At 69.4% G+C, this 22,154-nt stretch carries 18 protein-coding genes and 1 riboswitch; of the genes, 10 read left to right on the plus strand and 8 right to left on the minus strand.

Annotated elements, in window-relative coordinates:
- The first annotated feature begins 253 nt into the window (after positions 1 to 253).
- The 8 genes from NR798_RS26595 to NR798_RS26630 all read left to right on the plus strand — a co-directional run bounded on the left by NR798_RS26595 (position 254) and on the right by NR798_RS26630 (position 10,485).
- On the plus strand, positions 254 to 967 hold the full coding sequence (locus NR798_RS26595) for a transglycosylase SLT domain-containing protein (protein WP_375765305.1): 714 nt from the start codon (positions 254 to 256) through the stop codon (positions 965 to 967).
- Between the two features lie 244 nt (positions 968 to 1,211).
- Positions 1,212 to 1,493: an STAS domain-containing protein gene (locus NR798_RS26600; RefSeq protein ID WP_375765306.1), complete on the plus strand. Its 282-nt coding sequence runs from the start codon at positions 1,212 to 1,214 to the stop codon at positions 1,491 to 1,493.
- A gap of 171 nt (positions 1,494 to 1,664) precedes the next feature.
- The gene (locus NR798_RS26605) at positions 1,665 to 2,645 is read left to right on the plus strand and encodes an AAA family ATPase (RefSeq protein WP_375765307.1); all 981 of its coding nucleotides are present in this window, start codon (positions 1,665 to 1,667) and stop codon (positions 2,643 to 2,645) included.
- A gap of 74 nt (positions 2,646 to 2,719) precedes the next feature.
- On the plus strand, positions 2,720 to 3,604 hold the full coding sequence (locus NR798_RS26610) for a DUF58 domain-containing protein (protein ID WP_375773825.1): 885 nt from the start codon (positions 2,720 to 2,722) through the stop codon (positions 3,602 to 3,604).
- Positions 3,601 to 5,631: a DUF3488 and DUF4129 domain-containing transglutaminase family protein gene (locus tag NR798_RS26615; RefSeq protein WP_375765308.1), complete on the plus strand. Its 2,031-nt coding sequence runs from the start codon at positions 3,601 to 3,603 to the stop codon at positions 5,629 to 5,631. Before NR798_RS26610 ends, NR798_RS26615 begins: the two co-directional genes overlap by 4 nt.
- Positions 5,632 to 6,054: 423 nt before the next feature.
- Positions 6,055 to 6,945, plus strand: a complete 891-nt coding sequence (locus NR798_RS26620) for an RNA polymerase factor sigma-32 (RefSeq protein WP_375765309.1) — start codon at positions 6,055 to 6,057, stop codon at positions 6,943 to 6,945.
- A gap of 158 nt (positions 6,946 to 7,103) precedes the next feature.
- Positions 7,104 to 9,575 (plus strand): OPT family oligopeptide transporter, encoded by a 2,472-nt coding sequence (locus NR798_RS26625; RefSeq protein WP_375765310.1) that lies wholly within the window; start codon positions 7,104 to 7,106, stop codon positions 9,573 to 9,575.
- Positions 9,576 to 9,687: 112 nt separating this feature from the next.
- Positions 9,688 to 10,485: a hypothetical protein gene (locus NR798_RS26630; protein ID WP_375765311.1), complete on the plus strand. Its 798-nt coding sequence runs from the start codon at positions 9,688 to 9,690 to the stop codon at positions 10,483 to 10,485.
- A gap of 12 nt (positions 10,486 to 10,497) precedes the next feature.
- Here the strand turns inward: NR798_RS26630 and NR798_RS26635 are convergent, their stop codons facing one another.
- On the minus strand, positions 10,498 to 12,813 hold the full coding sequence (locus tag NR798_RS26635; protein ID WP_375765312.1) for a kelch repeat-containing protein: 2,316 nt from the start codon (positions 12,811 to 12,813) through the stop codon (positions 10,498 to 10,500).
- A gap of 93 nt (positions 12,814 to 12,906) precedes the next feature.
- Positions 12,907 to 13,551 (minus strand): hypothetical protein, encoded by a 645-nt coding sequence (locus NR798_RS26640; protein WP_375765313.1) that lies wholly within the window; start codon positions 13,549 to 13,551, stop codon positions 12,907 to 12,909.
- A gap of 280 nt (positions 13,552 to 13,831) precedes the next feature.
- On the opposite strand from NR798_RS26640, the gene NR798_RS26645 reads away from it, so the two are divergent.
- Both NR798_RS26645 and NR798_RS26650 read left to right on the plus strand, forming a co-directional pair.
- The gene (locus tag NR798_RS26645; protein ID WP_375765314.1) at positions 13,832 to 15,598 is read left to right on the plus strand and encodes a HEAT repeat domain-containing protein; all 1,767 of its coding nucleotides are present in this window, start codon (positions 13,832 to 13,834) and stop codon (positions 15,596 to 15,598) included.
- A 5-nt stretch (positions 15,599 to 15,603) separates the two neighbouring features.
- Positions 15,604 to 16,923 carry an HD-GYP domain-containing protein gene (locus NR798_RS26650; RefSeq protein ID WP_375765315.1) on the plus strand — a complete coding sequence of 440 codons (1,320 nt, stop codon included), beginning with the start codon at positions 15,604 to 15,606 and terminating at the stop codon, positions 16,921 to 16,923.
- Positions 16,924 to 17,004: 81 nt separating this feature from the next.
- Here the strand turns inward: NR798_RS26650 and NR798_RS26655 are convergent, their stop codons facing one another.
- The 6 genes from NR798_RS26655 to NR798_RS26680 all read right to left on the minus strand — a co-directional run bounded on the left by NR798_RS26655 (position 17,005) and on the right by NR798_RS26680 (position 22,111).
- The gene (locus NR798_RS26655; protein ID WP_375765316.1) at positions 17,005 to 18,033 is read right to left on the minus strand and encodes an NAD(P)/FAD-dependent oxidoreductase; all 1,029 of its coding nucleotides are present in this window, start codon (positions 18,031 to 18,033) and stop codon (positions 17,005 to 17,007) included.
- Between the two features lie 181 nt (positions 18,034 to 18,214).
- Positions 18,215 to 18,541: a quaternary ammonium compound efflux SMR transporter SugE gene (gene sugE / locus NR798_RS26660; protein WP_375765317.1), complete on the minus strand. Its 327-nt coding sequence runs from the start codon at positions 18,539 to 18,541 to the stop codon at positions 18,215 to 18,217.
- A gap of 16 nt (positions 18,542 to 18,557) precedes the next feature.
- Positions 18,558 to 18,615, minus strand: a riboswitch (guanidine-III (ykkC-III) riboswitch).
- 74 nt (positions 18,616 to 18,689) lie between these two features.
- Complete coding sequence (locus NR798_RS26665; protein WP_375773826.1) at positions 18,690 to 19,673, minus strand: RluA family pseudouridine synthase; 984 nt, start codon at positions 19,671 to 19,673, stop codon at positions 18,690 to 18,692.
- A complete protein-coding gene (locus NR798_RS26670; RefSeq protein ID WP_047858179.1) occupies positions 19,667 to 19,930 on the minus strand; it encodes a hypothetical protein in 264 nt (87 codons plus the stop codon). Before NR798_RS26670 ends, NR798_RS26665 begins: the two co-directional genes overlap by 7 nt.
- Before the next feature lie 91 nt (positions 19,931 to 20,021).
- The gene (locus NR798_RS26675; protein ID WP_375765318.1) at positions 20,022 to 21,164 is read right to left on the minus strand and encodes a helix-turn-helix domain-containing protein; all 1,143 of its coding nucleotides are present in this window, start codon (positions 21,162 to 21,164) and stop codon (positions 20,022 to 20,024) included.
- The gene (locus NR798_RS26680; RefSeq protein ID WP_375765319.1) at positions 21,164 to 22,111 is read right to left on the minus strand and encodes a P-loop NTPase; all 948 of its coding nucleotides are present in this window, start codon (positions 22,109 to 22,111) and stop codon (positions 21,164 to 21,166) included. Before NR798_RS26680 ends, NR798_RS26675 begins: the two co-directional genes overlap by 1 nt.
- Positions 22,112 to 22,154: the final 43 nt, after the last annotated feature.

A 22,154-nucleotide genomic window follows, 5' to 3' on the forward strand; every position in this document is an offset into this window, starting at 1 on the left:
TCCTCTCCCGATGGTCTCGGAACCGTGCGCAAAGCTGGGACACCCGCCGGGTTGCCGCAACCCCTCCTTTCGACAGTCTCAGGGTGGGCAATTGGGTTCCCAGATCGGACTTTTTTTCCGGCCTCCCACTTCCCACTTCCGGCGCCGTCCTCGTGATTCCAGGCGTTTGCCGGATGGCACGCCCGCTGCTTTGTGCGGCAGGCATCTGCCACACGGACGCGTGGCCGGTACGGAACGCGTGGGGAGGGTGTGAATGAGAGGGTGGACGGTGGCGATGGTGACGGCGGGGATGTTGGTGGGGATGGAGGCGGGGGCTTTCCAGCCCTACTTCCCAGGGGAGAGCAGTCCGGAGGTGGCGGAGCTGCGCGCGAAGCTGGCGGCGCAGGAGGCCCACCTGGCACGGCTCGAGGAGGAGGCCTCGCTCTATGAGGAGGCGGAGGCGCTGGGGATCGTGGCGGCGGTGGAGGCCTCACGGCTGCCCGAGCGCCAGCAGCGGCGGCTGGCCATGGCGATCGTCCGCGAGGCCAAGCGCAACAAGGTGGACCCCATGCTGGTGGTGGCGGTCATCCGCTGCGAGAGCTCCTTCAACAACTATGCGGTGTCCCACGTGGGGGCCATGGGACTGATGCAGGTGATGCCGGACACCGGCAGCTACCTGGCGGACCGGGCCGGCTTCAAGCTGCAGCGCCACACCAATCTGTTCGATTCGGAACTGAACGTGGAGCTGGGCACGGCCTACCTGGCGGACCTCATCGAGCGCTTCGGCTCTCCGGAGCGGGCGCTGGTGGCCTACAACGCGGGGCCGGGGCTGGCGAAGAAGATCCTCGCCAAGAGGGACAAGCGCGAGCGCTTCATGGCGGGCTATCCGGCCAAGGTGATGAAGGAGTTCCGCCGCCTCAAGGCCCAGCAGGCCCGCGAGGTGTCCCAGCGAGAAGCGCAGAAGCAAACGTCTGGCGGACCGGGGTGATAGGTGGAGAACACTCATCCCGCCTGATCCCCGACAGTGGGACGGTTTTTTCAGGGATGCGGCTGCCTTTCCCGAGAAAACAGACGCACTGTACGCCGCCAGTCATGTGCGCCGGGGTGGAAGGTTCTACCCCGGGCCGGGGGTCCCGACACCCCCGGTTCCCAGTGGACGCATGCGGCACTACGGAGAGAGACGAACCATGGTAGCGGGGCTTGAGATTCAACGAGAAGAACTCGCGGGGCGGTTGACCCTGCGTCTCACGGGCACGCTGGATGGTCGCACCGCCAAGACGCTGCGCAGCTCCCTCGAGGAGCTGGGTGCACGGGAAGTGGTGGTGGATTTCACCCACCTGAAGGAGTTCCGTGACTCGGCCGTGGCGGTGCTCACCCACGGGATGGAGGAGCGCAAGGTGCAGTTCCGGGGTCTGGCCGGCCACCACGAGCGGATGTTCCGCTACTTCGGCCTGAGCACGGGCACCATCGCCTCGCAGCGCGCGTACTACACGCCGGAAGAAGTCCTCGCCTAGCGGGCTTCCCGCGTGGAAGGCAGCGCCCTGGGGTCTTGAATCGCCACTCGCCCGGCCTGGGGGGGTGGCGATTCCCTTTTGCGGGGCAACACGCCTGCCTGCCTGCCCTCCCCCGTAATCTCCAACCCCGGGCTTTTGGAGCGGCACGGCTGCGATAGAGTGCGGGCCGGAATGAACTCCCCTGCCAGAGCCGTCAGTTCCCTTCCCTCCCCCGCCACGGCGCGGACCGCGCTGGAGCGTGTGGCCGCCAATCTCTCCCTGGCGGTGCAGGGCAAGGACAAGGAGGTCCGCCTCGCCGTCACCTGCGTCGTGGCCGGTGGGCACCTGCTGCTGGAAGACGTCCCCGGCGTGGGCAAGACGACGCTGGTGGAAGCTCTCGCCCGCTCCTTCGCCCTCTCCTTCTCGCGCGTGCAGTTCACCGCGGACCTGATGCCGGCCGACATCCTCGGCGCCCAGGTCTTCCACGCCCAGACGGCCACCTTCTCCTTCCGGCCCGGGCCCCTCTTCCGCCAGCTCGTCCTGGCCGATGAGCTCAACCGCGCGCCGCCCCGCACCCAGTCCGCGCTGCTCGAGGCCATGGCCCAGGGCCAGGTGTCGCTCGACGGCGCCACCCACGTGCTGCCCCGCCCCTTCACCGTGGTGGCCACGCAGAACCCGGTGGACTTCTCCGGCACCTATCCGCTGCCGGACTCGCAGCTCGACCGCTTCCTCATGCGCCTGTCGCTGGGCCACCCCTCCGCCGAGGTGGAGGCGCGCCTGCTCACCACGCGCGATGCCTCCTCGCCCGTGGAGGCGCTGGCGGCGGTGACGTCTCCCGAGGAGCTGACGGCCTTGCGCGCCCAGGTGGCCGCGCAGCGCCTGGACGACACCGTGGCCGAGTACATCGTCCGGCTGGCCCAGGCCACGCGCGCCCACGGCGACATCGAGCGCGGCGCCTCCACCCGCGCGGTGCTCGCGCTGGGCATGGCCGCCCGGGCCTACGCCCTCTGGGAGTCGCGCGACTTCGTCACGCCCGGCGACGTGCGGGCGGTGCTCGCGCCGTGCTGGGCCCACCGGCTCCTCCTGCGCAGCGCCAACCAGGGCGCCTACACCCGTGACGAGGCGACGCACCTCATCGAAGAGGTCGCCCGGAAGGTCGTCGCGCCCCGGTGAGCACCCCGCCCCGCTCCGTCTGGCAGCGCCTCAAGGCCGCCCTCCGCCCGCCGCGCACCCTCAAGGTGACGCGCATGGGACGCACGTACCTCGTGGTGACGTTCGGCGTGGGCCTGGGCGCGCTCAACACCGGCAACAACCTCCTCTACCTGGTGCTGGGGTTGTTGCTGAGCGTCATCATCCTCTCCGGCGTGCTCTCCGAGCGCTGCATCAAGGACCTGACGGTACGGCGCGTGGGCACGGACGGGGCCTTCGCCGGCGAGCCCTTCGCCTTCCGCTGGGGGCTCACGCGGCGCCAGGGACACGCCTTCGCGCTCACCCTGTCCGAGGTGGACTCGCCCCTCACCGGCGAGGGCGGCGTGGGCTACCTGCCGGCGGGCGCCGAGCACGTGGTGCGGGCCGATCTCACCGCGCCTCGCCGGGGTCCGCTGAAGCTGACGGGCGTGCGCATCACCACCACGTGGCCGCTGGGCCTCTTCGCCAAGACGCGCGTCTTCGCGCTGGAGGGCACGCTGCTCGTCTACCCGCGGCGGGGCTTCGCCTGCGCGGATCCGGGCGAGGCGGCCGTGGGGCACGTGGGCGAGGCCAACAACCCCCACCGGCTGGACGGCACCGGAGACGTAGCGGGCCTGCGCGAGCTGGGCGAGCACGAGGATGCGCGGCGCGTGCATTGGCTGAAGAGCGCCTCGGTGGGCAAGCTGCTCAAGGTGGAGCGCGAGCGCGAGGAGCGCCGCACGTACATCCTCGGCGTGCAGGCCGGGCTGACGGGTGACGCGCTGGAGCGGCGCTGCGAGGAGGTGGCGGAGCAGGCCCACCGGCTGCTCGAGGCGGGCCACGAGGTGGGGCTGGAGCTGCCCCAGCAGCGGCTGCGTCCGGGCGCGGGCAGCGGGCAGGAGCGAGCCATCCTCCGGGCCCTGGCGTGGTTGGGCTTCGAGGAGCAGCGGGAGGAAGCGGCATGAACCGGCCCAACCGGCTGCGCCTCATCTTGAGAGACCTGGGCACCGGGGCGGCCTTCGCCTCCATGGCCGTGTCCGGCCAGGTGCCCGCGTGGGCGCTCGGGCTCGTGCTCGTGGCGCTGCTCGTGTCGCTGCTGGGCTGGCGGCCCTTCGCCCGCGCGCCCCGGCTGACGGCGATGCTGCTGGTGCCCCTGGCGGGCGCGCTCTACCTGGCCGTGGCCGCGGGGCAGATGGATCTCGTGGTGGCCGCCTGCTCCTTCGCGGGGCTCGTCGCCTCGCAACGGCTGCTCTCGGAGACCAGCCCCGCCACGGACGGGCAGGTGCTGCTGGCGGGCCTGTTGATGATCGCCGGCGGCGCGGCGCTCTCCGGCGAGCTGCTCTTCGCCGTGTGCCTGCTCGTCTTCGCGGTGATGGCGAGCATGTCCCTGGGACTGGCGGTGGTGGAGGCCGCGGTGCCCCCGGGCGAGCCGGTGCCCGTGCGCCAGGTCATGCGCCCCCTGTCCATGGGCGTGGTCATCGCGATGGCTGGCGCGGTGGCCTTCTTCATCCTCTTCCCGCGCCTCAACTGGAACATGGGCGTGCGCCGGGCGACCCCGGGGCTCGGTCCGGCCACCAGCGGCTTCGCCGACACCGTGCGCCTGGGTGGCTCGGGCACCCTCAAGAGCAACCCCCGCGTGGTGCTGCGGGCGAAGCTGACGCCGGATCCGGGCAACGAGCGGCTCGACGCCTACTGGCTGGGCCGTACCTACGACACCTTCGACGGCCAGGAGTGGTCGACGATCGGCGCGCCCAACAAGCGCCACCGCACCCGCGTGACGCTGCGCCCGGGCGCGGAGAAGCAGGTGTACCAGCGGATCGAGCTGCTGCCCGCCTACGGCAGCCGCACACTGATCGCCCTGGAGACGCCCGCCAAGCTGGGCAACGCCCTGATGCATACGCCCACGGGCGACCGGCGCATCCAGCTGCAGGAGCTGGGCGGCGACGAGCTGCGCTTCGTGGATGAGGCGCTCGGCTACTCGTACGAGGTGTACAGCGTGCCGCCGGGCACGGACACCGATCCAGGCAAGCTGGATCAGACGGAGATGGATCAGCTCCTGGCCCTGCCCCAGGGCATCGATCCGCGCATCGAGGCGCTGGCACAGCAGATCGTCGGCAACGAGACGGATCCGCTGGCCGCGGCCCAGAAGCTGTCGGCCTGGCTGCAGCGCGAGTACACGTACACGCTGGAGCTGGGCGGGGACGTGGCGGATCCGCTGATGGAGTTCCTCTTCGTGCGCAAGGCGGGCCACTGCGAGCACTTCGCCACGGCGCTCACGCTGATGCTGCGCACCCAGGGCTTCGAGGCCCGGCTCGCCACGGGCTTCTTCGGCGGCGAGCGCGTGGGAGACGAGTACCTCGTGCGCGCCGGAGATGCCCATGCGTGGACGCACGTGCTGGTGCCCGGGCGAGGCTTCGTCACGGTGGACGCCACGCCCGCCGCGTTCCGCGCCAACCAGTCGCTGCAGCTGCTCGAGTCGCTCATCTCCTTCTACGAGGCCATCGAGTCGGCGTGGCGCTCGTCCGTCGTCGACTACTCGTTCCGCGACCAGATGAACTTCATGAGGGATCTGTCGCGTCCGCCGCGCGACGAGCCGGGCAAGGAGCGCACCCAGCTGCCCCCGCTGCGCGCCTGGCTGACGGCGGGGCTGGTGGGCCTGGCCGTGTACTGGACGTGGAAGTACCTCTCGCGGCGCAAGCCCCGGAAGCCCACGCTCGAGGCGACCCGCTTCGTGGACGCGGTGGAGCGCCAGCTGGCGCTGGCGGGCGTGCGCGCGGGTGACGGCGAGACGCTCGAGGACGTGTCGGCGCGGCTGACGCGGGAGGCCCACCCGCTGGCCCCGGCGGTGTCGCCGCTCACGCGCCGCTACCTGGAGGCCCGCTTCGGCCAGCGTCCGCTGCAGTCCGGCGAGTCGGCCCGGCTCCTGAAGGAGCTGAAGCAGACCCTCGAGGCGCACAAGCAGCAGCAGGCCCCCAAGGCCCGCGCCTCCTGAGCCTGAGCGAGCCCCTGGCCCGTTGAGCGCCCGTCCCTCCGGCTGCCCTCCGGCGGGACGTGAGGCTTTCTCCGGCCAGGGACAAGGGGCCCCCTTATTACCCGATGGGATGAAGGGGGCGATGACAGGCCCCCGTCTCCCCCGCCCCACAGTTCAATTGCGGATGGGGCACCTGGAGGTCATTTGAGAACAGAGGCGCATTCTTTACAGCCCCCGTCGCCCGGTGGATCAGAACCGGCGCTGTAACGCTTACGGACTTCCGTCCACCGCCATGCGCTCGCATCGGCCAAGTATGCGTTGCGACTGGTGAAATTCCGCGTGAGACCGTGGCACACACGTTGCTCTAGCCACCCTCCATCGGGTTGTCACGCGGTTCCAAACCTCTTCTCACCGGCCCCGACACGGGGTCATTCGGGAGAAACCATGCAGCTCTCTACTGAGCAGTCGTCCAACTCGGGCTCGCTGGCCATGTACCTGTCGGAGATCAACCAGTACGCCCTGCTCTCGGTGGAAGAGGAGCAGGCCCTGGCCCGCCGGTTCATCAAGGGCGACCTCGCCGCGGGCCACCGCCTGGTGACGAGCAACCTGCGCTTCGTGGTCAAGGTGGCCTATGAGTACCGCTCCTACGGCATCAAGATGTCCGACCTCATCCAGGAGGGGAACATCGGCCTGATGAAGGCGGTGCAGAAGTTCGATCCGGACAAGGGCATCCGCCTCATCTCCTACGCCGTCTGGTGGATCCGCGCGTACATCCAGAACTACATCCTCAAGAGCTGGTCGCTGGTGAAGCTCGGGACCACGCAGGCCCAGCGCAAGCTGTTCTTCAGTCTGGCCCGCACCCGCCGCGAGCTGGAGAAGCTCGGTGACGCGGACGGCTCGGTGGTGAACGTGGATGAGATCGCCAAGCGGCTGCACGTGAAGCCCGGCGAGGTGCGCGAGATGGAGCAGCGCATGGGCGGGCGCGATCTGTCGCTGGACGCGCCGATGGGCGAGGACGGCGGCAACAGCCACGTGGACTTCGTGGTGAGCGCGAGCGCGCCGCAGGACGACGAGTTCGCGGACAAGGAGGAGGCGGGCCTCATCAACGCCCGGGTGCGCACGGCGCTGATGCGGCTGGATCCCCGCGAGCGCTTCATCATCGAGCAGCGCGTGATGAACGAGCGGCCCATGACGCTCAAGGAGCTGGGCGAGCACTTCGGCTTCTCGCGCGAGCGCGCCCGCCAGCTGGAGATCCGCGCCAAGGACAAGCTCAAGGCCGAGCTGGCCGCGCTGATGGCCGAGGTGGATCCGGACGCCACCGCGTCCATGCAGTAGTCCCGGCCGGGCTCACCGGTGAAGCACCCGAGGCGCCTCCACTGTTCGCGGTGGGGGCGCCTTCGTGTTTCCAGGGCCGCACATGTGTGGCGAGCGTCGATCCACGGGCTCGCCCGTCTGCTAGAAGGGCCGTCTCCCTCGCAGCGAGGAGCGCCCCCTTGTCCCACGGCCAACCGCCGATCTCCGAGGATCGCGTCCCCATCGCCCAGGCCGCCGAGCCTGGGGTCCACAAGCCCTACGTGCCGGCCACCGAGTCGCGCCCGGAGCTGACGCTGCGCGGGCTCGCGTTGGGCTCGGTGCTGGGCATCGTCTTCGGGGCCTCGTCGGTGTACCTGGCGGTGAAGGTGGGCCTGACGGTGTCCGCCTCCATTCCGGTGGCCGTGCTGTCCATCGCCATCTTCCGGGCGCTGGGCCGCTCCAACATCCTGGAGAACACCATCGTCCAGACGGTGGGCTCGGCCGGCGAGTCGCTCGCCTTCGGGGTGGCCGCGGCACTGCCGGCCCTGCTGCTGCTGGGCTACGACATCGACTTGATGCACGCCTTCCTGGTGGCGTCGCTCGGCGGCGTGCTGGGCGTGCTGATGATGATTCCGCTGCGCGAGGGGCTCATCGTCCACGAGCACGGCAAGCTCACCTACCCCGAGGGCACCGCCGCGGCGGACGTGCTCGTCGTGGGCGAGGAGGGCGGGACGAACGCCCGCACGGTGGTGCTCGGCTTCGCGGTGGGAGGGCTCTACAAGTTCGCCTACGCGGGCCTGCACCTCTTCAAGGAGGTGGTGGGGACGGTGCTGGGCTGGGTGAAGACGACGGCGGCCGGGGTGGCGCAGCGGGTGGGCTACACGGGCGCCTCGGTGTCCATGGAGGTGAGTCCGGAGCTGCTCGGCGTGGGCTACATCATCGGCCCCCAGGTGGCGTCCATCACCTTCGCGGGAGGCGTGCTCAGCTACCTCATCCTGATTCCCCTCATCACCTTCTTCGGCAGCGGGCTCGAGCAGCCGCTGCTGCAGCCGGACGGCACGCTCATCCGGAACATGGATCCGGACACGGTGCGGGACGCGTACGTGCTGTACATCGGCGCGGGCGCGGTGGCCACCGGAGGGCTCGTCAGCCTCATCCGCTCGCTGCCCACCATCCTCAGCGCTTTCCGGCGCGGGCTGGACACCCTGCTGGCCTCGCGGCGCAAGGAGGCGGCACCGGTGCTGCTGCGCACCGAGCAGGATCTGCCCATCACCGTGGTGCTGGCGGGCAGCGCGCTGCTCGTGCTGGCCATCTGGCTGGCGCCGCCGCTGCAGGTCAACTTCCTGTCCGCGGTGCTCATCGTGGTGTGCGGCTTCTTCTTCGTGACGGTGAGCGCGCGGATTACGGGGGAGATCGGCTCCTCGTCCAACCCCATCTCGGGCATGGTGGTGGCCACGCTGCTGCTCACCTGCCTCGTGTACCTGCTGCTGGGGTGGACGAGCTCCGAGGATCGCTTCATGGCGCTCACCACGGCGGCCATCGTGGGCATCGCGGCCTCCAACGGCGGCACCACGGCGCAGGACCTGAAGACGGCCTTCCTGGTGGGCGGCACGCCCCGGCGGCAGCAGATCGCCCTCTTCGTGGGAGTGCTCACCAGCTCGCTGCTCATCGGCCTGGTGCTGGTGGTGCTCAACCGGGGCGCCACCACCGTTATCCCCGAGACGCACCCGGGCCAGACGGTGAGCGTGATGGGAGACCAGACGCGCACGCAGCACACGTACCCGTGGGGCGTATCGGAGCAGGCGCTGGCGGCGCGGGGCGTGAAGCTCGCCGAGCTGAAGGGTCCGTTGTGGAGGCAGGGGCTGGAGGTGGCGCAGGGGCCGGGTGGTGCTCCCGAGCTGCGGAGCTGGAGCGCGCAGCCGGTGGAGCGGGTGGCGGGCACGGACGTACGGCTGACGTCGGGACAGACGGTGAAGGTGTCGGAGCTCGGCATGGTGACGCCGGGTCCCGAGCGCACCTGGCGCGTGGGCTACGTGCGGGGCGCGGAGACTTCGGTGCCCACGGGCACGTATCTGGTGGATGAGGCGGGGGCCATCCACTACGTGGTGGACCCGGGCATCGGCGGCCGCATCACCAGCTACGAGGGCGTTCCCCTCACCCGCTACCCCGCGCCCAAGGCGCAGCTCTTCGCGCTCATCATCGACGGCATCCTCACGCAGAAGCTGCCGTGGGACCTGGTGCTGGTGGGCGTCTTCATCGCGCTGATGCTGGAGCTGTGCGGCGTGTCCTCGCTGCCCTTCGCGGTGGGCGTGTACCTGCCCATCTCCAGCAGCGCGCCCATCTTCGTGGGCGGCATGGTGCGCTACGTGGTGGACAGGGTGCGCGGGGGCTCGGCCGCCGAGTCCGAGTTCTCCCCCGGTACCCTGCTCTCCTCGGGCTACATCGCCGGCGGCGCCATCGCGGGCGTGCTCATCGCCTTCCTGGAGATCGCCAGCGAGGGAGCCTGGACGCGCGCCATCGACATTCCGGGGATGCTCGGCGACACGCCCTTCTCGCGCTTCCTGCAGGAGTCCAACCTGTGGGGCCTGGGCTTCTTCACCGGCCTCACCGTCCTGCTGCTCCTCACGGGACTGCGAGGCGAAAGCGGCGCGCAGGCCCGGCCCGCGAAGTAGCGCACACCGCAGGAGGAGCACGAGCCCTCTCCCGTTTGCGCTGGCCGTGAAGCGGTGCTTGCCCTACACGCGCGCGGCATGAGCACCAGCGCAATCCTGCGGAGGCGTTTCAGTGAACTCCGACAATCCTCTGGGTGACGCGGTTCTGCTGCTCCTCGAATACCGGCGCAACAGCCGTTCCGCCGAGGAGAGGAAGCTTCTGGAAATCGCCAGCGGCGCAGTGGCGTTTCTCTCCAACACCGGACAGCTCTACCGTTTCGAGGACTTCCGCAAGGGCATCCAGCCCAATCAGGTGCGGTCACTCTCCTTCGCCGATGTCATCCATTACCTCGAGCAACGGCGGGCCCGGGTGCAGTCCGCCGAAGACAAGGAGACCCTGCAGGGCGCCAGTGAGGCACTCGTCTTCATCGAGGCTTCTGGTCAGCACGAGGGGCTCGAGGAGTATCTCCACTACTGGCGAAGCCATACGCTTCCACCCGTCATCGCCGCGTTCGCGACGCTCGAGGACGCGGAGCGCTGGTTGGAGCACCAGCCCGTTCCGCCCCACAAGGCCAGGGTGTTGATTGGTGGTGAATACCACGTGGTATTCGCGACTCGCGAAGACAGGGAGTGGCCTTTCGTTCCCTATCCGGTCGTGGCCGAATTCATCGAAAACCAGTTGGAAAAAGGTCTTCCACCGGTGGTGGCCACATTCGACACCCGCGAGCAGGCCGAGGCATGGCTCGCGGCCCTCTCCGACCCGCCGAGACACGCCTTCATCACCGTCGGCGGCCAACACCATGTGGCGGCCTATTGGAAGAACGTGAACCACCGAGCCGTCTACCCGTTCACCCTGGCCGATGACCTGGCGCGGGAAAGACAGGCGGGGATGGAACGGCTCAGCCGTGGCAGGAAGCACGAGGAGGAGTAGCCCCCCGCGCACTCAAGGCGTGTACAGCTCCGCGCTCGAGAGATAACCGCCGCTCTGATACAGGCCCGCCGTCACCAGCACCTTGCCGGAGGCCAGGCGCGTGAGGGTGTGCCACCGCCGGGGTGACGCCATGTTTCCAACGGGGGTCCACGTGCCGGTCGCCGGGTCATACCGCTCCGCAGTGGTGAGGTACGTGGAGCTGTCGCTGGACCCTCCCGTGACCAGCACCTTGCCGGAGGTCAGGAGCGCCGCAGCCTGGACGGCTCGCCGGGTGCTCATGCTGCCGGTCGCGGTCCACTTGCCGGTCGCCGGGTCATACAGCTCCGCGGCGGCGAGCTCGAAGCTTGACCCGTGACCACCGCCCACCAGCACCTTGCCCGAGGGCAACAACACGGCGAAGTGGAAGCGCCGGGCAGACAGCATGCTCCCCGTGGCACTCCAGGTGCCCGTCGCCGGGTCATACAGCTCCGCGCTGGCGTGGGTCGTCGTTCCCCCCTCGATTCCACCCGCGACCAGCACCTTGCCCGAGGGCAGCAGCGTCGCGGTGGTATAGCCGCGGCCCGCGGACATCTTCCCGGCGGAAGACCACGTGCTGGTCTCCGGGTCATACAGCTCCGCGCTGCTCTGCGTGACGCCGCCGCTGATCCCTCCCAACACCAGCACCTTGCCCGAGGGCAGCTTCACGCTGGTGTGGTACTGGCGGGACACGGCCATGGAGCCCGCGGAGGTCCAGGTGCCGGTCGCCGGGTCATACAGCTCCGCGCTTCCGAGCGCGCCGGTACTGCCCTCCCCGCCCACGACCAGCACCTTGCCGGAGGCCAGCAGCGTCGCGGCATGGTAGCGGCGGCCCACCGCCATGCTGCCCGTGGGAGACCAGGTCCCCGTGGTGGGGTCATACAGCTCCGCCGAGGAGAGATAGGTGCTCTTGCCCCCGCTGAAATAGGAGCCTCCCGCCACCAGCACCTTGCCCGAGGGCAGCAATGTCGCCGAGTGATCGCCACGAATCGTGGCCAGACTGCCCGTGGAGGCCCACGATCCGGGCCCGGTCGCCGCTCCGGTGATGCGGAAGGTGGCCGTGGTGGAGAGCCCCAGGGCGTTGGTCACCGAGGCCGTGAGGGTCGCGGTGGAGCCCTCGGGCAGGCCACCCGGCGCCGTCCAGACGACCTCGCTCGAGGTGGCGGTGCTCACCGGCGCGCTCACCTCCCCGGCGCTGGCCGTCCACGCGAACGTCAGGGCGCTGCCCTGCGAATCCGCCGCGGACACGCGAAGGACGACGTTGCCATCGTCGGGCAGCGAGTCCGCGGACTGGTAGGTGCCAACGACATCCGGTGCGAAACGCGCGGCGACGCGGGGTCCCACACAGACATGGAGGGTGCCCGTCGACCGGCCACCGCGCCCGTCCGAGACGCTGACGGTGAGGGGGCAGCTCCCGCAGCCCGAGCCGGCCGGGCGGGTGGTGGGCGTGAAGCGCGCGCTGCGGCTGGTGGCCTCCGTCCAGGTTCCGGCGCAGCCCGCGGTCCACGCGTAGGTGGGCGTGTCGCCGTTCGCATCCGTCACGGCCGCCTCCGCCGTCAGCGTCTCGCCCACGTCCACGCGGTAGGGCGAGGCATTCATGCTCGAGACGCGGGGCCAGGCATTGAGCGTGAGGGAGACATCGGCGAGGCCCGTCCCCGAGGTGACGGTCACGTTGAAATCGAGGGTGGCGGTGGCCCCGCGCGAGTCCGTCACCTTCAACCGCAGGGTGACGGTCGCCGGGAACGTGGGCGCCGTCCACGTGGTGGTGAGGCTGGCCGGCGAGCCAAAGCTGCCCGCCCAGGTCTCCCAGGAGACGGTGAGGGTGTCGCCCGGATCGGGATCATGCGCGGTGGCCTGCAGCGTGAGCATGCCTCCAGGCTCGACTCGGCTCGCCGAGGCGGTGAGCGAGTCGATGGAGGGAATCGAGTTCTCGAAGGGAGGCGGCGGCTCGAGCTCCTGCAGCGTGATGGCCACCAGCGCCGTCCCGCCCGCGGTGATGGTGACGCCCGGGGCCATCCCCGCGAAGAGCTTCGTCCCGGCGGCATCGAAGGCCTCGGCGGTGAAGACACGCTCCGCTCCCGCGGGGATGCCGCTGAGCGTGCCGCCCCAGAGGTCATCCGTCTTCTCCAGGGGCAGGCCGAGCGGCTCCATGTCCGGCCCGGTGACGGTCAACGTCACGCGCGTGACGCCGCTGGCGGAGGCGGCCTGCTGGAAGGAGGCCAGCACACGCGCCGAGCCCGTGGTGGGCTCGGGGGTGCAGCCCGTGGTGGCCAACCACAGCCCCGCGGCCAGGAAGAGAAGCGTCTTCGACATCCACTGTGGCAAGAGAACCCCCTCGGAAAAAAGAGGGCGCAGCCTGCACGACGCGTCTGACGGAGAACAGCGGCTCCCCGTGAAGCGTGAGCGCTACGGCTCCTTCATGGGCCCTGCCTCGACGCCCGGCCAGGAGCGGATGAGATCCCGGTCCACGAAGACCTCGGCGTGCTCGATGAGCGGATCCAGCCCCCGGGCCGCGGACTCCTCGGGCATGTCGACGGAGGCCATCACCTCGAAGTTGATGCGGGAGGCTCCGAGCCAGACATCCTGGAACAGCCGCGCGGGGTTGGCCTTGGGCACGTAGCGGCGGACGACACGGTCCGGCAGGTGCTGGAACGCCTCGGGCACGTCCACGAACTCCAGCTTGTCCCGGAACGCGGCCGACTGCCGCTCGAGGTCCAGGTCCTCCGCGAAGGTGTCGCGCCACTGCTGGGGGGTGGCCGGGGACTCGCGCCAGGCGACGTTGATGGTGAGCACCACCGCGCTGCGCTGGACCTGGGCCTCGCAGAACAAGGCCTCGCCCACGCTGGTGTCGGGCTTGCGCTCGCGCAGCAGGGTCACTCCCGGCAACAGCAGGACGACATACTCGGAGACGCTCAGCGCCGCGGCCACCCCGATGAAGCCGTCCCCCTGCATCGAGACGACGCGGTGGCCCTGCACGCTTCCCGGCGTGTAGCGCAGGCTCTCGCTGACCAGCAGAGCCCTGCTCCGCATGATGTTTCCGGCGGTTGTCATGGCTCATCTCTCCTACGTCCCATCCGCATGTTTCTCCAAGCCCCGTCCCGGGAGCGGCCGGGTAGACGCTCCCACACCGCGGAAGCGCCTCAAAGTGCCCTGCCCGGGCCCCTCCGCCCCGGGTGTAGGGGGGGTGCACAGACCCTACACGCGGAGTAACCCTTACTGGACACAGCGGTGGGCAACCCCCCGTGTTTCTGACTATTTCCAGGGAGGCGAAACGGGAAGAAACGGGGTACACTGAACTCCCCTCTCCCCTGCCCGCCCATCCAAGGACGTCATGGCCCCCCAGGCACAGCCCGCCAGCAGCACCGCCCAGGATCCCACGACGGACCCGGCCGTCCAGGAGAAGCTGGAGGCCGCGCGCAACTTCACCTTCCATCTGCTCAAGGGCATCAAGCAGATCGGCATGTACCGGCACAACGAGGCGCGCTTCCCGGACTTCCTCACCCGGGCCCAGGAGGCGCTGGCCGCGTACACGGACAAGCACGGCCCGCTGTCCCTCAAGGTCGAGCAGCAGAACTTCATGCTCAACGGCGAGCCGACCTTCTCCGAGGACACGCCGCTGCCCTACAAGTTCTTCCGGGACGGCATCCGCCAGCTCATCTTCCGGCCGGGCCTCACGGTGTCGGAGCTGGTGACGTTCACGCTCATCGCCCTGTCCGAGCCCGAGCGTGGTGCGGAGGACGTGCTGGCCCAGCTGTGGCGCTCGGGCCTGGAGCACGTCGAGTACGTGGTCGTCGAAGGCTTCAAGATGGACGAGGTCTCCGAGCAGGAGGTCGAGGTCGAGGTCGACAAGGTGGTCGGCTACCTCTACTCGCGCCTCAAGACGAACTCGGACGACTACCTGCGCTTCGCCCGCGTGAACGCGGAGGACCTGGACTCCAAGCTGGAGGGCGTGGAGCAGATGCGCGGCCTGGTGGTGGCCGGCAACTACGCCTCGGACGAGCTCAAGGCCCGGCTCCAGCGGGAGATCTCCGAGGAGGAGAACGCCCGGCTCTTCCCCAAGCTGATGAGCGCCATCTTCCAGGTGATCGAAGGAGGCGTGGACGACACGGCGCTGCTCGAGGAGGTCTTCGTTCAGCTCTTGGACGCCATGCTCATCCAGGATGACTACGGCACCATCAACCAGATCGTCCTGAAGATGCGCTCCATGGCGCAGCGCGCGCCCGAGAGCAGCATCGGCTCGCTGCTGTCGCACTTCGTCCTGAAGATGGGCGAGGAGCAGCGGGTGATGCGGCTGGCGGAGATGCTCAAGTCGACGCGCCCGAGGCAGCCGGTGGACATCACCCGCTACCTGCAGGCGCTGGATGCCTCCACCGTGTTCACGCTGCTCAACGCGCTGGAGACGATTGAAATCCCGGAGAACCGCCTGCTGGTGTGCGACGCACTGGCGCGCTTCGCGCAGGAGAATCCGCAGCCCTTCGTGCAGCGGTTGGAGTCCGATCGGCCGCAGACCGTGCGCGACATGGTCTACATCCTGGAGAAGAGCAACCATCCGGACCGGGTGAAGATGTTCGGCCTGGTGCTGCTCAACAAGAACCTCGCGGTGAAGCTGGAGGTGATGAACATCATCGCCCGGGGCCGCACCGCCGAGGCGCGCAAGCTCATCCTCGAGGCGCTCAACGATCCCGCCACCCAGGTGCGCATGCTGGCGGCCCGGCTGCTGCCGGAGTTCGACCGGGACAAGGCCTACGTGGACCTGGTGCGGCTGATGAAGGACGCGAACTTCGAGAAGAAGAGCATCGAGGAGCGCACGGCCATCTACACGGCGCTGGGGGCCACGGGGCTGCCCGGGGCCATCTCGATGCTGCTGCAGATCATCGCGGTGAAGCCCACGATGCTCCACAAGAAGAAGGTGCTGGAGGACAAGCTGCTGGCCATCGCCGGGCTGGCGGGCGCGTGCTCCATCCCCTCGTACAAGGCCTTGCAGGGCGTGGTGGAGGACAAGAGCCAGCCCATCGAGGTGCTCAACGCCGCGCGCAAGGCCATGTACCAGACGAAGAAGACGCTGTTCGGCGAGACGTCCACTACCGAGGAGGCCTGAACCCCATGATGGACAATGCCGTGAAGGTCACCCAGGGCCAGGAAGAGAACGTCGGCGAGTTCGGCCGCGGCTACTCGGAGAAGCTGCAGACGCTGGCGCGCGGGCTGGTGTCGGGCCTGTACATGCTGATCCGCTCGGTGAAGATGTACGACCCGGAGAACGCCGTCTTCGAGAAGCCGCTGCTGCAGCTGCAGGGCATCGTCAACCAGATCATCTCCAAGGAAGGCCGGCTGGAGCTGGTGGGCGTCAAGGACTCCTTCTACCTCAACAACATGCTGGTGAAGGTGGACCTGAACTCCATCGACAACCAGCGCTACCTGCTGGGGGAGATGCGGTCCAAGGACGTGGGCGGCATCTCGCTGAACAAGCCCGTCACGGTGCCGGACCTGAAGAACTTCATCTGGATCTTCAGCAAGGACCAGGCGGCGTCGGCGGAAGAGGAGGGGCTGGCGGGCCGCAAGCTGCTCAACATGAAGGTCACTCGCTTCTCCAAGCTGCGCGAGAAGCTCAACCGGGACGAGCTGGCCAACCCGGATGATCAGAAGGTGGACCGCAAGAAGTACGCGATGACGGTGTACTCGCGCGCGGTGTTCTTCCTGTCGAAGTACCTGGAGTCGGTGCAGGCCGGCAAGCCGCTGAACACGGCGAAGGCGCTGCGGATCGTCCAGGACTTCGTGGACATCTCCTTCGATCAGAAGACGCACTTCCTGGGGATGACCACGATGAAGAAGAGCGAGGTGGACTACCTCGTCTACCATCAGGTGAACGTGTGCCTGATGAGCATCGTGTTCGGCATGGAGCTGGGGCTCACCAAGGCGCAGCTGAGAGACCTGGGCTACACCGCGCTCTTCCACGATGCGGGCATGGTGACGCTGCCGGAGGAGCTGTCCACCAAGAAGGGCGCGCTGAGTGCCGAGGAGAAGGCGCTCATCCAGAAGGCGCCGCTCGTCTCCATCCGCAACATCCTGATGGAGAAGGGCTTCACGCGCTCGACGCTGCTGCGCGTGGTGACGACGTTCGAGCACAAGGCGGACTTCGGCACGGCGGTGCGGGACGGCCGGGGCAACATCGAGATGATCATCCCGAAGACGAGCCTCGGGGTGTACGCGAAGATCCTCGCCATCTGCGACGCCTACGACGCGCTGACGTCGAGGCGGCCCTACCGCGATGCCTACGGCCCCGAGGTGGCGCTGATGCTGATGTGGACGGAGATGCGCCACAAGTTCGACCCGGAGCTGCTCCAGGTCTTCATGCGCGTCATGGCCATCCAGCCGGTGAAGGTGCTCAGCCGCCGCCAGCAGACGATGACGCTCGGAGGCGTGTAAAAAAGCCCCCTCGCAGTCCCCTGCCCCCAATGCCCCAAGCACCCCTCTCCCTCCGGGAGAGGGACGGGGTGAGGGTGCCCGTCACCGTGTGAGGACCGCGATCCTCCGTGACAGGGCCACGGCGCTCACGAAAGCGCCCTCGATGCGGGAGCCCGCGCACCAGTCGCCGCAGGCCCCGAGCCCCGTGCTTTCATCGAAGAGAGCCCCCTCGGTGAGCGCGGGCTCGGCGCGGGCATAACGCCAGCGGTGAGCCACGGCCTCTCGCGGACGAAGCTCCACACCGGCCGCACGTGCGAACGCCTCGACGAGCCGCGGCGCCACGACTTCGGGCGCTTCCTCCAGGTGCTCGCGGGTGAACTCGGGAGAGGCGTGGAGCACCCACCGCTCACCCGGAGGCCGGCCGGGCTTGTTGCTGTCGCGCGCGGCCCAGCTCAAGGGCGATCCATGGATGAACACCCCATCGAGCGGCAGGGGCACGAGGGCGTCGAAGCTCGCCATCACCGCCCAGCAGGGCTCCATGCGGACCCCGGCCGCGCGAGCCGCCAGCTCGGGAGCCCCGGAGAGCAACGGGACGGCCTGCGGCGCGGGAACGGCGGCCACCACGGCATCGAAAACCCCCAGCGCCTCGCCCGACTCGGAAGTGAGCGCCCAGGCGCCCTGCTCCCGCCGGACATGCTCCACCCGCACGCCACAGCGCAGGTCCACGCCCGAGGCGAACTGCTGCGCCACGGCGTTCATCCCGGGCACGCCCACGTAGCGCACGGGGCCGTCCGTCTCGGGAGTCACCGTGCCGTGCTCCAGCGAGCCGAAGCGCCCGCGCCACTCGGCGACGAGGCCCTGCTCCACCCACGTGCCCACCATGCGCTGGAAGCCCGGGTCCCTCGCGGTGAAGTACTGGGCCCCATGGTCGAAGGTGCCGCCGTCCTGGCGGCGGGTGGACATGCGGCCCGCGGGGCCCCGGCCCTTGTCGAACACCTTCACCGGGAAGCCCGTATCGGTGAGGAATCGGGCCAGCGTGAGCCCCGCGAGGCCCGCGCCGATGATGGCCACCCGAGGGGGCGTCACGGTGCGCGAAGGGCGGAAGGAGTCCGGAGGGAGCGAAGAGGCCATGGCGGCCCCACCACTAACGGCAGCCTCCGCCGGGCGCACGCCTCCTGCTCGTCCCCAGGAGGTCCTGGCCGCGCTCGGGAGCAACTGGTCCTACTGTCGGACCAGTCGGCACGCCGCGCGGCCGGAAGGTGCCCCACCCATTCCTGTGAGCGCCCCCCTGAAGGGACTTGCCCCCGAGGCGTCAGTGCTCCCCGCCGCTCGTGAACTTCAGGCCGATGATGGACGTCAGCAGCAGCGCGAGGAAGAAGACGCGCCCGGGGGTGACAGGCTCGTGGAACAGGACGATGCCCAGCACGGCCGCGCCCAGGGCTCCGATGCCCACCCAGACGGCGTAGGCAGTGCCAATGGGCAGAGTCTTGGCCGCCACCCCCAGCAGCACCATGCTGGCGACGATGGCTCCCCCCGTCAGCACGGAAGGCACGAGCCGGGTGAAGCCCTCGGTGTACTTGAGCCCGATGGCCCAGCACATCTCGAGCAGCCCAGCGATGACGAGCAGCACCCACGCCATGACGCACACTCCTTCTCAGGCGTCGTCTTGTCGTGACCGGGTACGGCGCACCTCGTCCGGGCCCGGCGCGCTCCCCAATGAGCCCGCCGGACGGAGCGGGGCATAACCTCGCCTCACCGCTCGCGTCCAGGACAACCCTCTGCCCGGCTCACTTCTTCCGGGACCGGGCCTTGGGCTGGGCCGCGGGGCTCTCGCGCAGCACCTTCAGCGCGGCGGTGAAATCCGCGGGCAGCGGCGCCTCCACGTGCAGCACCTTGCCCGTGCGCGGGTGCGGGAAGGCCAGCTTCCACGCGTGCAGCGCCTGGCGGCCCAGCACCTCCTGCGCCTCCGCCGCCCTCCCCTTCGCCTTGCGGCCCGCGCCATACAGGCTGTCGCACAGCAGCGGGTGGCCCGCCTCCGACAGGTGCGCGCGAATCTGATGCGTGCGGCCGGTGAGCAGATCCACCTCCACCAGCGCGGCGTCCTCGAACGCCTCGAGCACGCGGTACACGGTGATGGCGGGCTTCCCCTCCTTCACCTTGCCGGTGAAGCGCTGGCGGTTCACCGGGTGGCGGCCGTAGAGCGTCTCGATGCGCGCCTCGGCGGCCTTGGGCGTCCCGTGCACGAGCGCCAAGTACGTCTTCTCCACCACCCGCGTCTTGAAGGCCTTCTGCAGCGCCACCAGCGCCGACTCGTGCTTGGCCACCACCAGGCAGCCCGTGGTGTCCTTGTCCAACCGGTGCACGATGCCCGGGCGCAGCTCGCCGCCCACTCCGGCCAGATCCTTCACCCGGTGCAGCAGCGCGTTGACCAGCGTCCCCGAGGCGTGGCCCGCTCCCGGGTGCACCACCATCCCCGCCGCCTTGTCCACCACGACGAGCTCCCGGTCCTCGTGCAGCACCGAGATCGGCAGCTCCTCGGCCACCGGCACCGCCGGCACGGGAGCGGGAATGTGAAGGGAGAGCAGCTCGCCGCCGCGCAGCCGCTGGGCCACCTTGGCGGGCTTGCCGTCGATCCGCGCGTGCCCGGCCTCGATGAGGCCCTGGATGCGCGAGCGCGTCAGATCGGGAAAAGCGCGCGCGAGAACCTGATCCAGCCGATCGCCACGGGCCTCGGGCGGGGCACGGTGCTCTCGCGCCTCGGGGGTCACCAGATCTTCGACTTCACGTGCGCCTTGGAGCGCAGGACGATGTCGTTGATGGCCCGCTCGAAGAAATTCATCTTCTGGAAGATCTCCGGGCTGACGCGGCTCTTGTAGAGCTCCCGGCCCTCCTCGAGCTCCTCCTTGAGGACCTCGAAGAGGTTGTCCTGCTCGATGCCCTTGATGATCTTCTGCTCGTTGTAGAGCGAGATATCCGAGGCAATCGCGCGGGCCAGCCGCATGGCCTTGATCTTTTCTTCTTCAGTCATCCTGGACCTTTCTAAGCAGCCCCCCCCAGGGTGTCAACTTCGCTGACAGGGCAGCGGACACCTGGGGGACGCTCGAGCGGCCCGGGAAGGTTCAGCGGTTCTTTTTCTCACCGCCTGCGAGACCCATGTAGCTCCGCGACACCCGGAGCGGATCCAGGCCCAGCTCGCGAGCGATGCTCATCAACATGCCGCGCAGATAGACGGACGTGGGCAGGCTGTCGTAGCGGTCCGCCTCGATGTTCTCCACGTGCCGGGAGGAGATGCGCGTGCGGTCCGCGAGCATCTGCAGCGACAGGTTGCGGCTCTCGCGGACCTGGCGCAGCAGCTCCCCGTTGAACTCCGCATCCGGGGGGATGTCGGGCACCGACTTGAGCCGGGTGCGCGAGTCGCCGGGGCGAGGGGCCGGAGCCGGAGGCGTGGGCTCGGCCTCCGCACGCACGATGGCACGGGCCCCATTGCGCGGCGGCAACGGGGGCGGCACGGCCGCTCCGGCCGCTCCGTGACGAGCCACGGGAGCCATGGGCCGGGCATGAATGGCCGGCTTGAACCCCGAGACGGGCGCGGGAGTGAGGGACCGGGACAGGCCCGGCTTCGCGGCCCTGGGCACCACCGGGACGGCACCGGGGGTGGGCGCGGCGGGGACCGGGGGGTTCTCGGCTGGGGCGGCGCCAGGCGCGGAGGGAGCGGCCTCGTCCGAGGGAGCCTCGACGGCAGCGGCAGCGGCCGGCGGCTCGGACACGGGCTCGCTCGCGGTGGGCTTGTCCTCGGCCACCGGCGCTGGCTCGGCCACCAGCTCCACCTCGCCCGTTACCACCTCCGCCTCCGGCAGCTCCTCCTCGGCGGCGAGCGGGGCCTGGACTTCCTGCGTCACCTCGGCGGCGGCCTGAGGGACTTGCGGCGCCCCTGCCCCGTTGGCGGACTCGTTCCCGGCGGCGCGCTTGAGCGACTCGGCGCGCAGACGGGCCAGCTCCTCGGGCGAGCGCGTCACGCCAATCTTCCGGTCGTACTCGAGGCGCTGATCCAGCGCGCAGAGCACCTCCATGGCCTGGGTGAGCTGCTCGCGCAGGGACTCGAGCTGCTCCGGCTCCGCCAGCGTGTACACGGCGATGGAGTCGGGCGAGTACGTCTCCATCGCGCGCGCGTAGGCGTCGAGGATCTGATCTTCCGAGGCGGTGACTGGCACCTCCAGGAGCTCGTAATAGGACTGTTGCTCGAAGTGCTTCATGGCGGACATCACCCCGTCACCCCGTCGAGCGCCAGCAGGCGGTCGGCGATGCGCTGGATACCAATGGCGGCAGGAGACTCGGGTTTCTCCAGGACGATGGGCCTGCGCTTGCGCACCGCCCGCCAAGCCTCGTCGTCGTAGCGGATGGCGCCCAGGTCATCCATCTCCAGGCCGAAGAACTTCTTCCACGCGGAGACCACCGCGGCGCCCACGTTCAGGTCGCCATCGGAGCGCGCCTGGTTGAGCACCAGCTTCACGCGGAAGGCGGCCAGCTCCTTCTCGAGCCGCTCGGCGAGCGCGGCGTTCTGCTGCCGCACGTGCTGGATGATCTGATGGGGCGTGCGCGCGGCCCCCTCGCGGGTGGACAGGGCCCGCTCCACCAGCCGTTCGATGCCGTACTGCGACTCCACCTGCTGGAGCCGGCGGTAGAAGGCGGCCTTGATGAAGCGGTAGGCGTTCTCCACCGAGGTGGGCTCGGGCAGCAGCACCAGCACGCCGTGGTCGGCGATGATGAAGAAGTCGAGCGTGTTGAAGCTGGAGCCCGCGCCCAGGTCGATGATGAGGTAGTCCACCGACTGGGTCTGCAGGCTGCGCAACAGCCGCTGCTTCTGGGCGTACTTGATGTTGGCGGCGTCCAGCACGTCCAACGCGCCGGCGATCAGTGACAGGTTCGTCACGCCGGTGGGCACGATGACGTCCTCCAGCCGCGCCTTGGGGCGCAACATGAAGTCCGACAGGGTGGCCGTGGGTTGGGCAACGCCCAGACAGGTGTGGAGGTTGGCGCCGCCCAGGTCCGCGTCCACCAGCAGAACGCGTTGGCCTCGAAGGGCCAGCGCGACGCCGAGGTTGGCGGAGACGAGCGACTTGCCGATACCGCCCTTGCCGCCTCCCACCGCGATGATGCGGTGGGGGCGGTTGCGCGCGAGGATCCCCGGAGACTCGGGGTCCGTGCGCACGGCCGCGCCCGCGGACGGCTGGGCGGGCGGGGACGAACGAGCG

It is taken from the genome of Archangium gephyra, from assembly GCF_042230915.1.
GTDB lineage: Bacteria > Myxococcota > Myxococcia > Myxococcales > Myxococcaceae > Archangium > Archangium gephyra_B.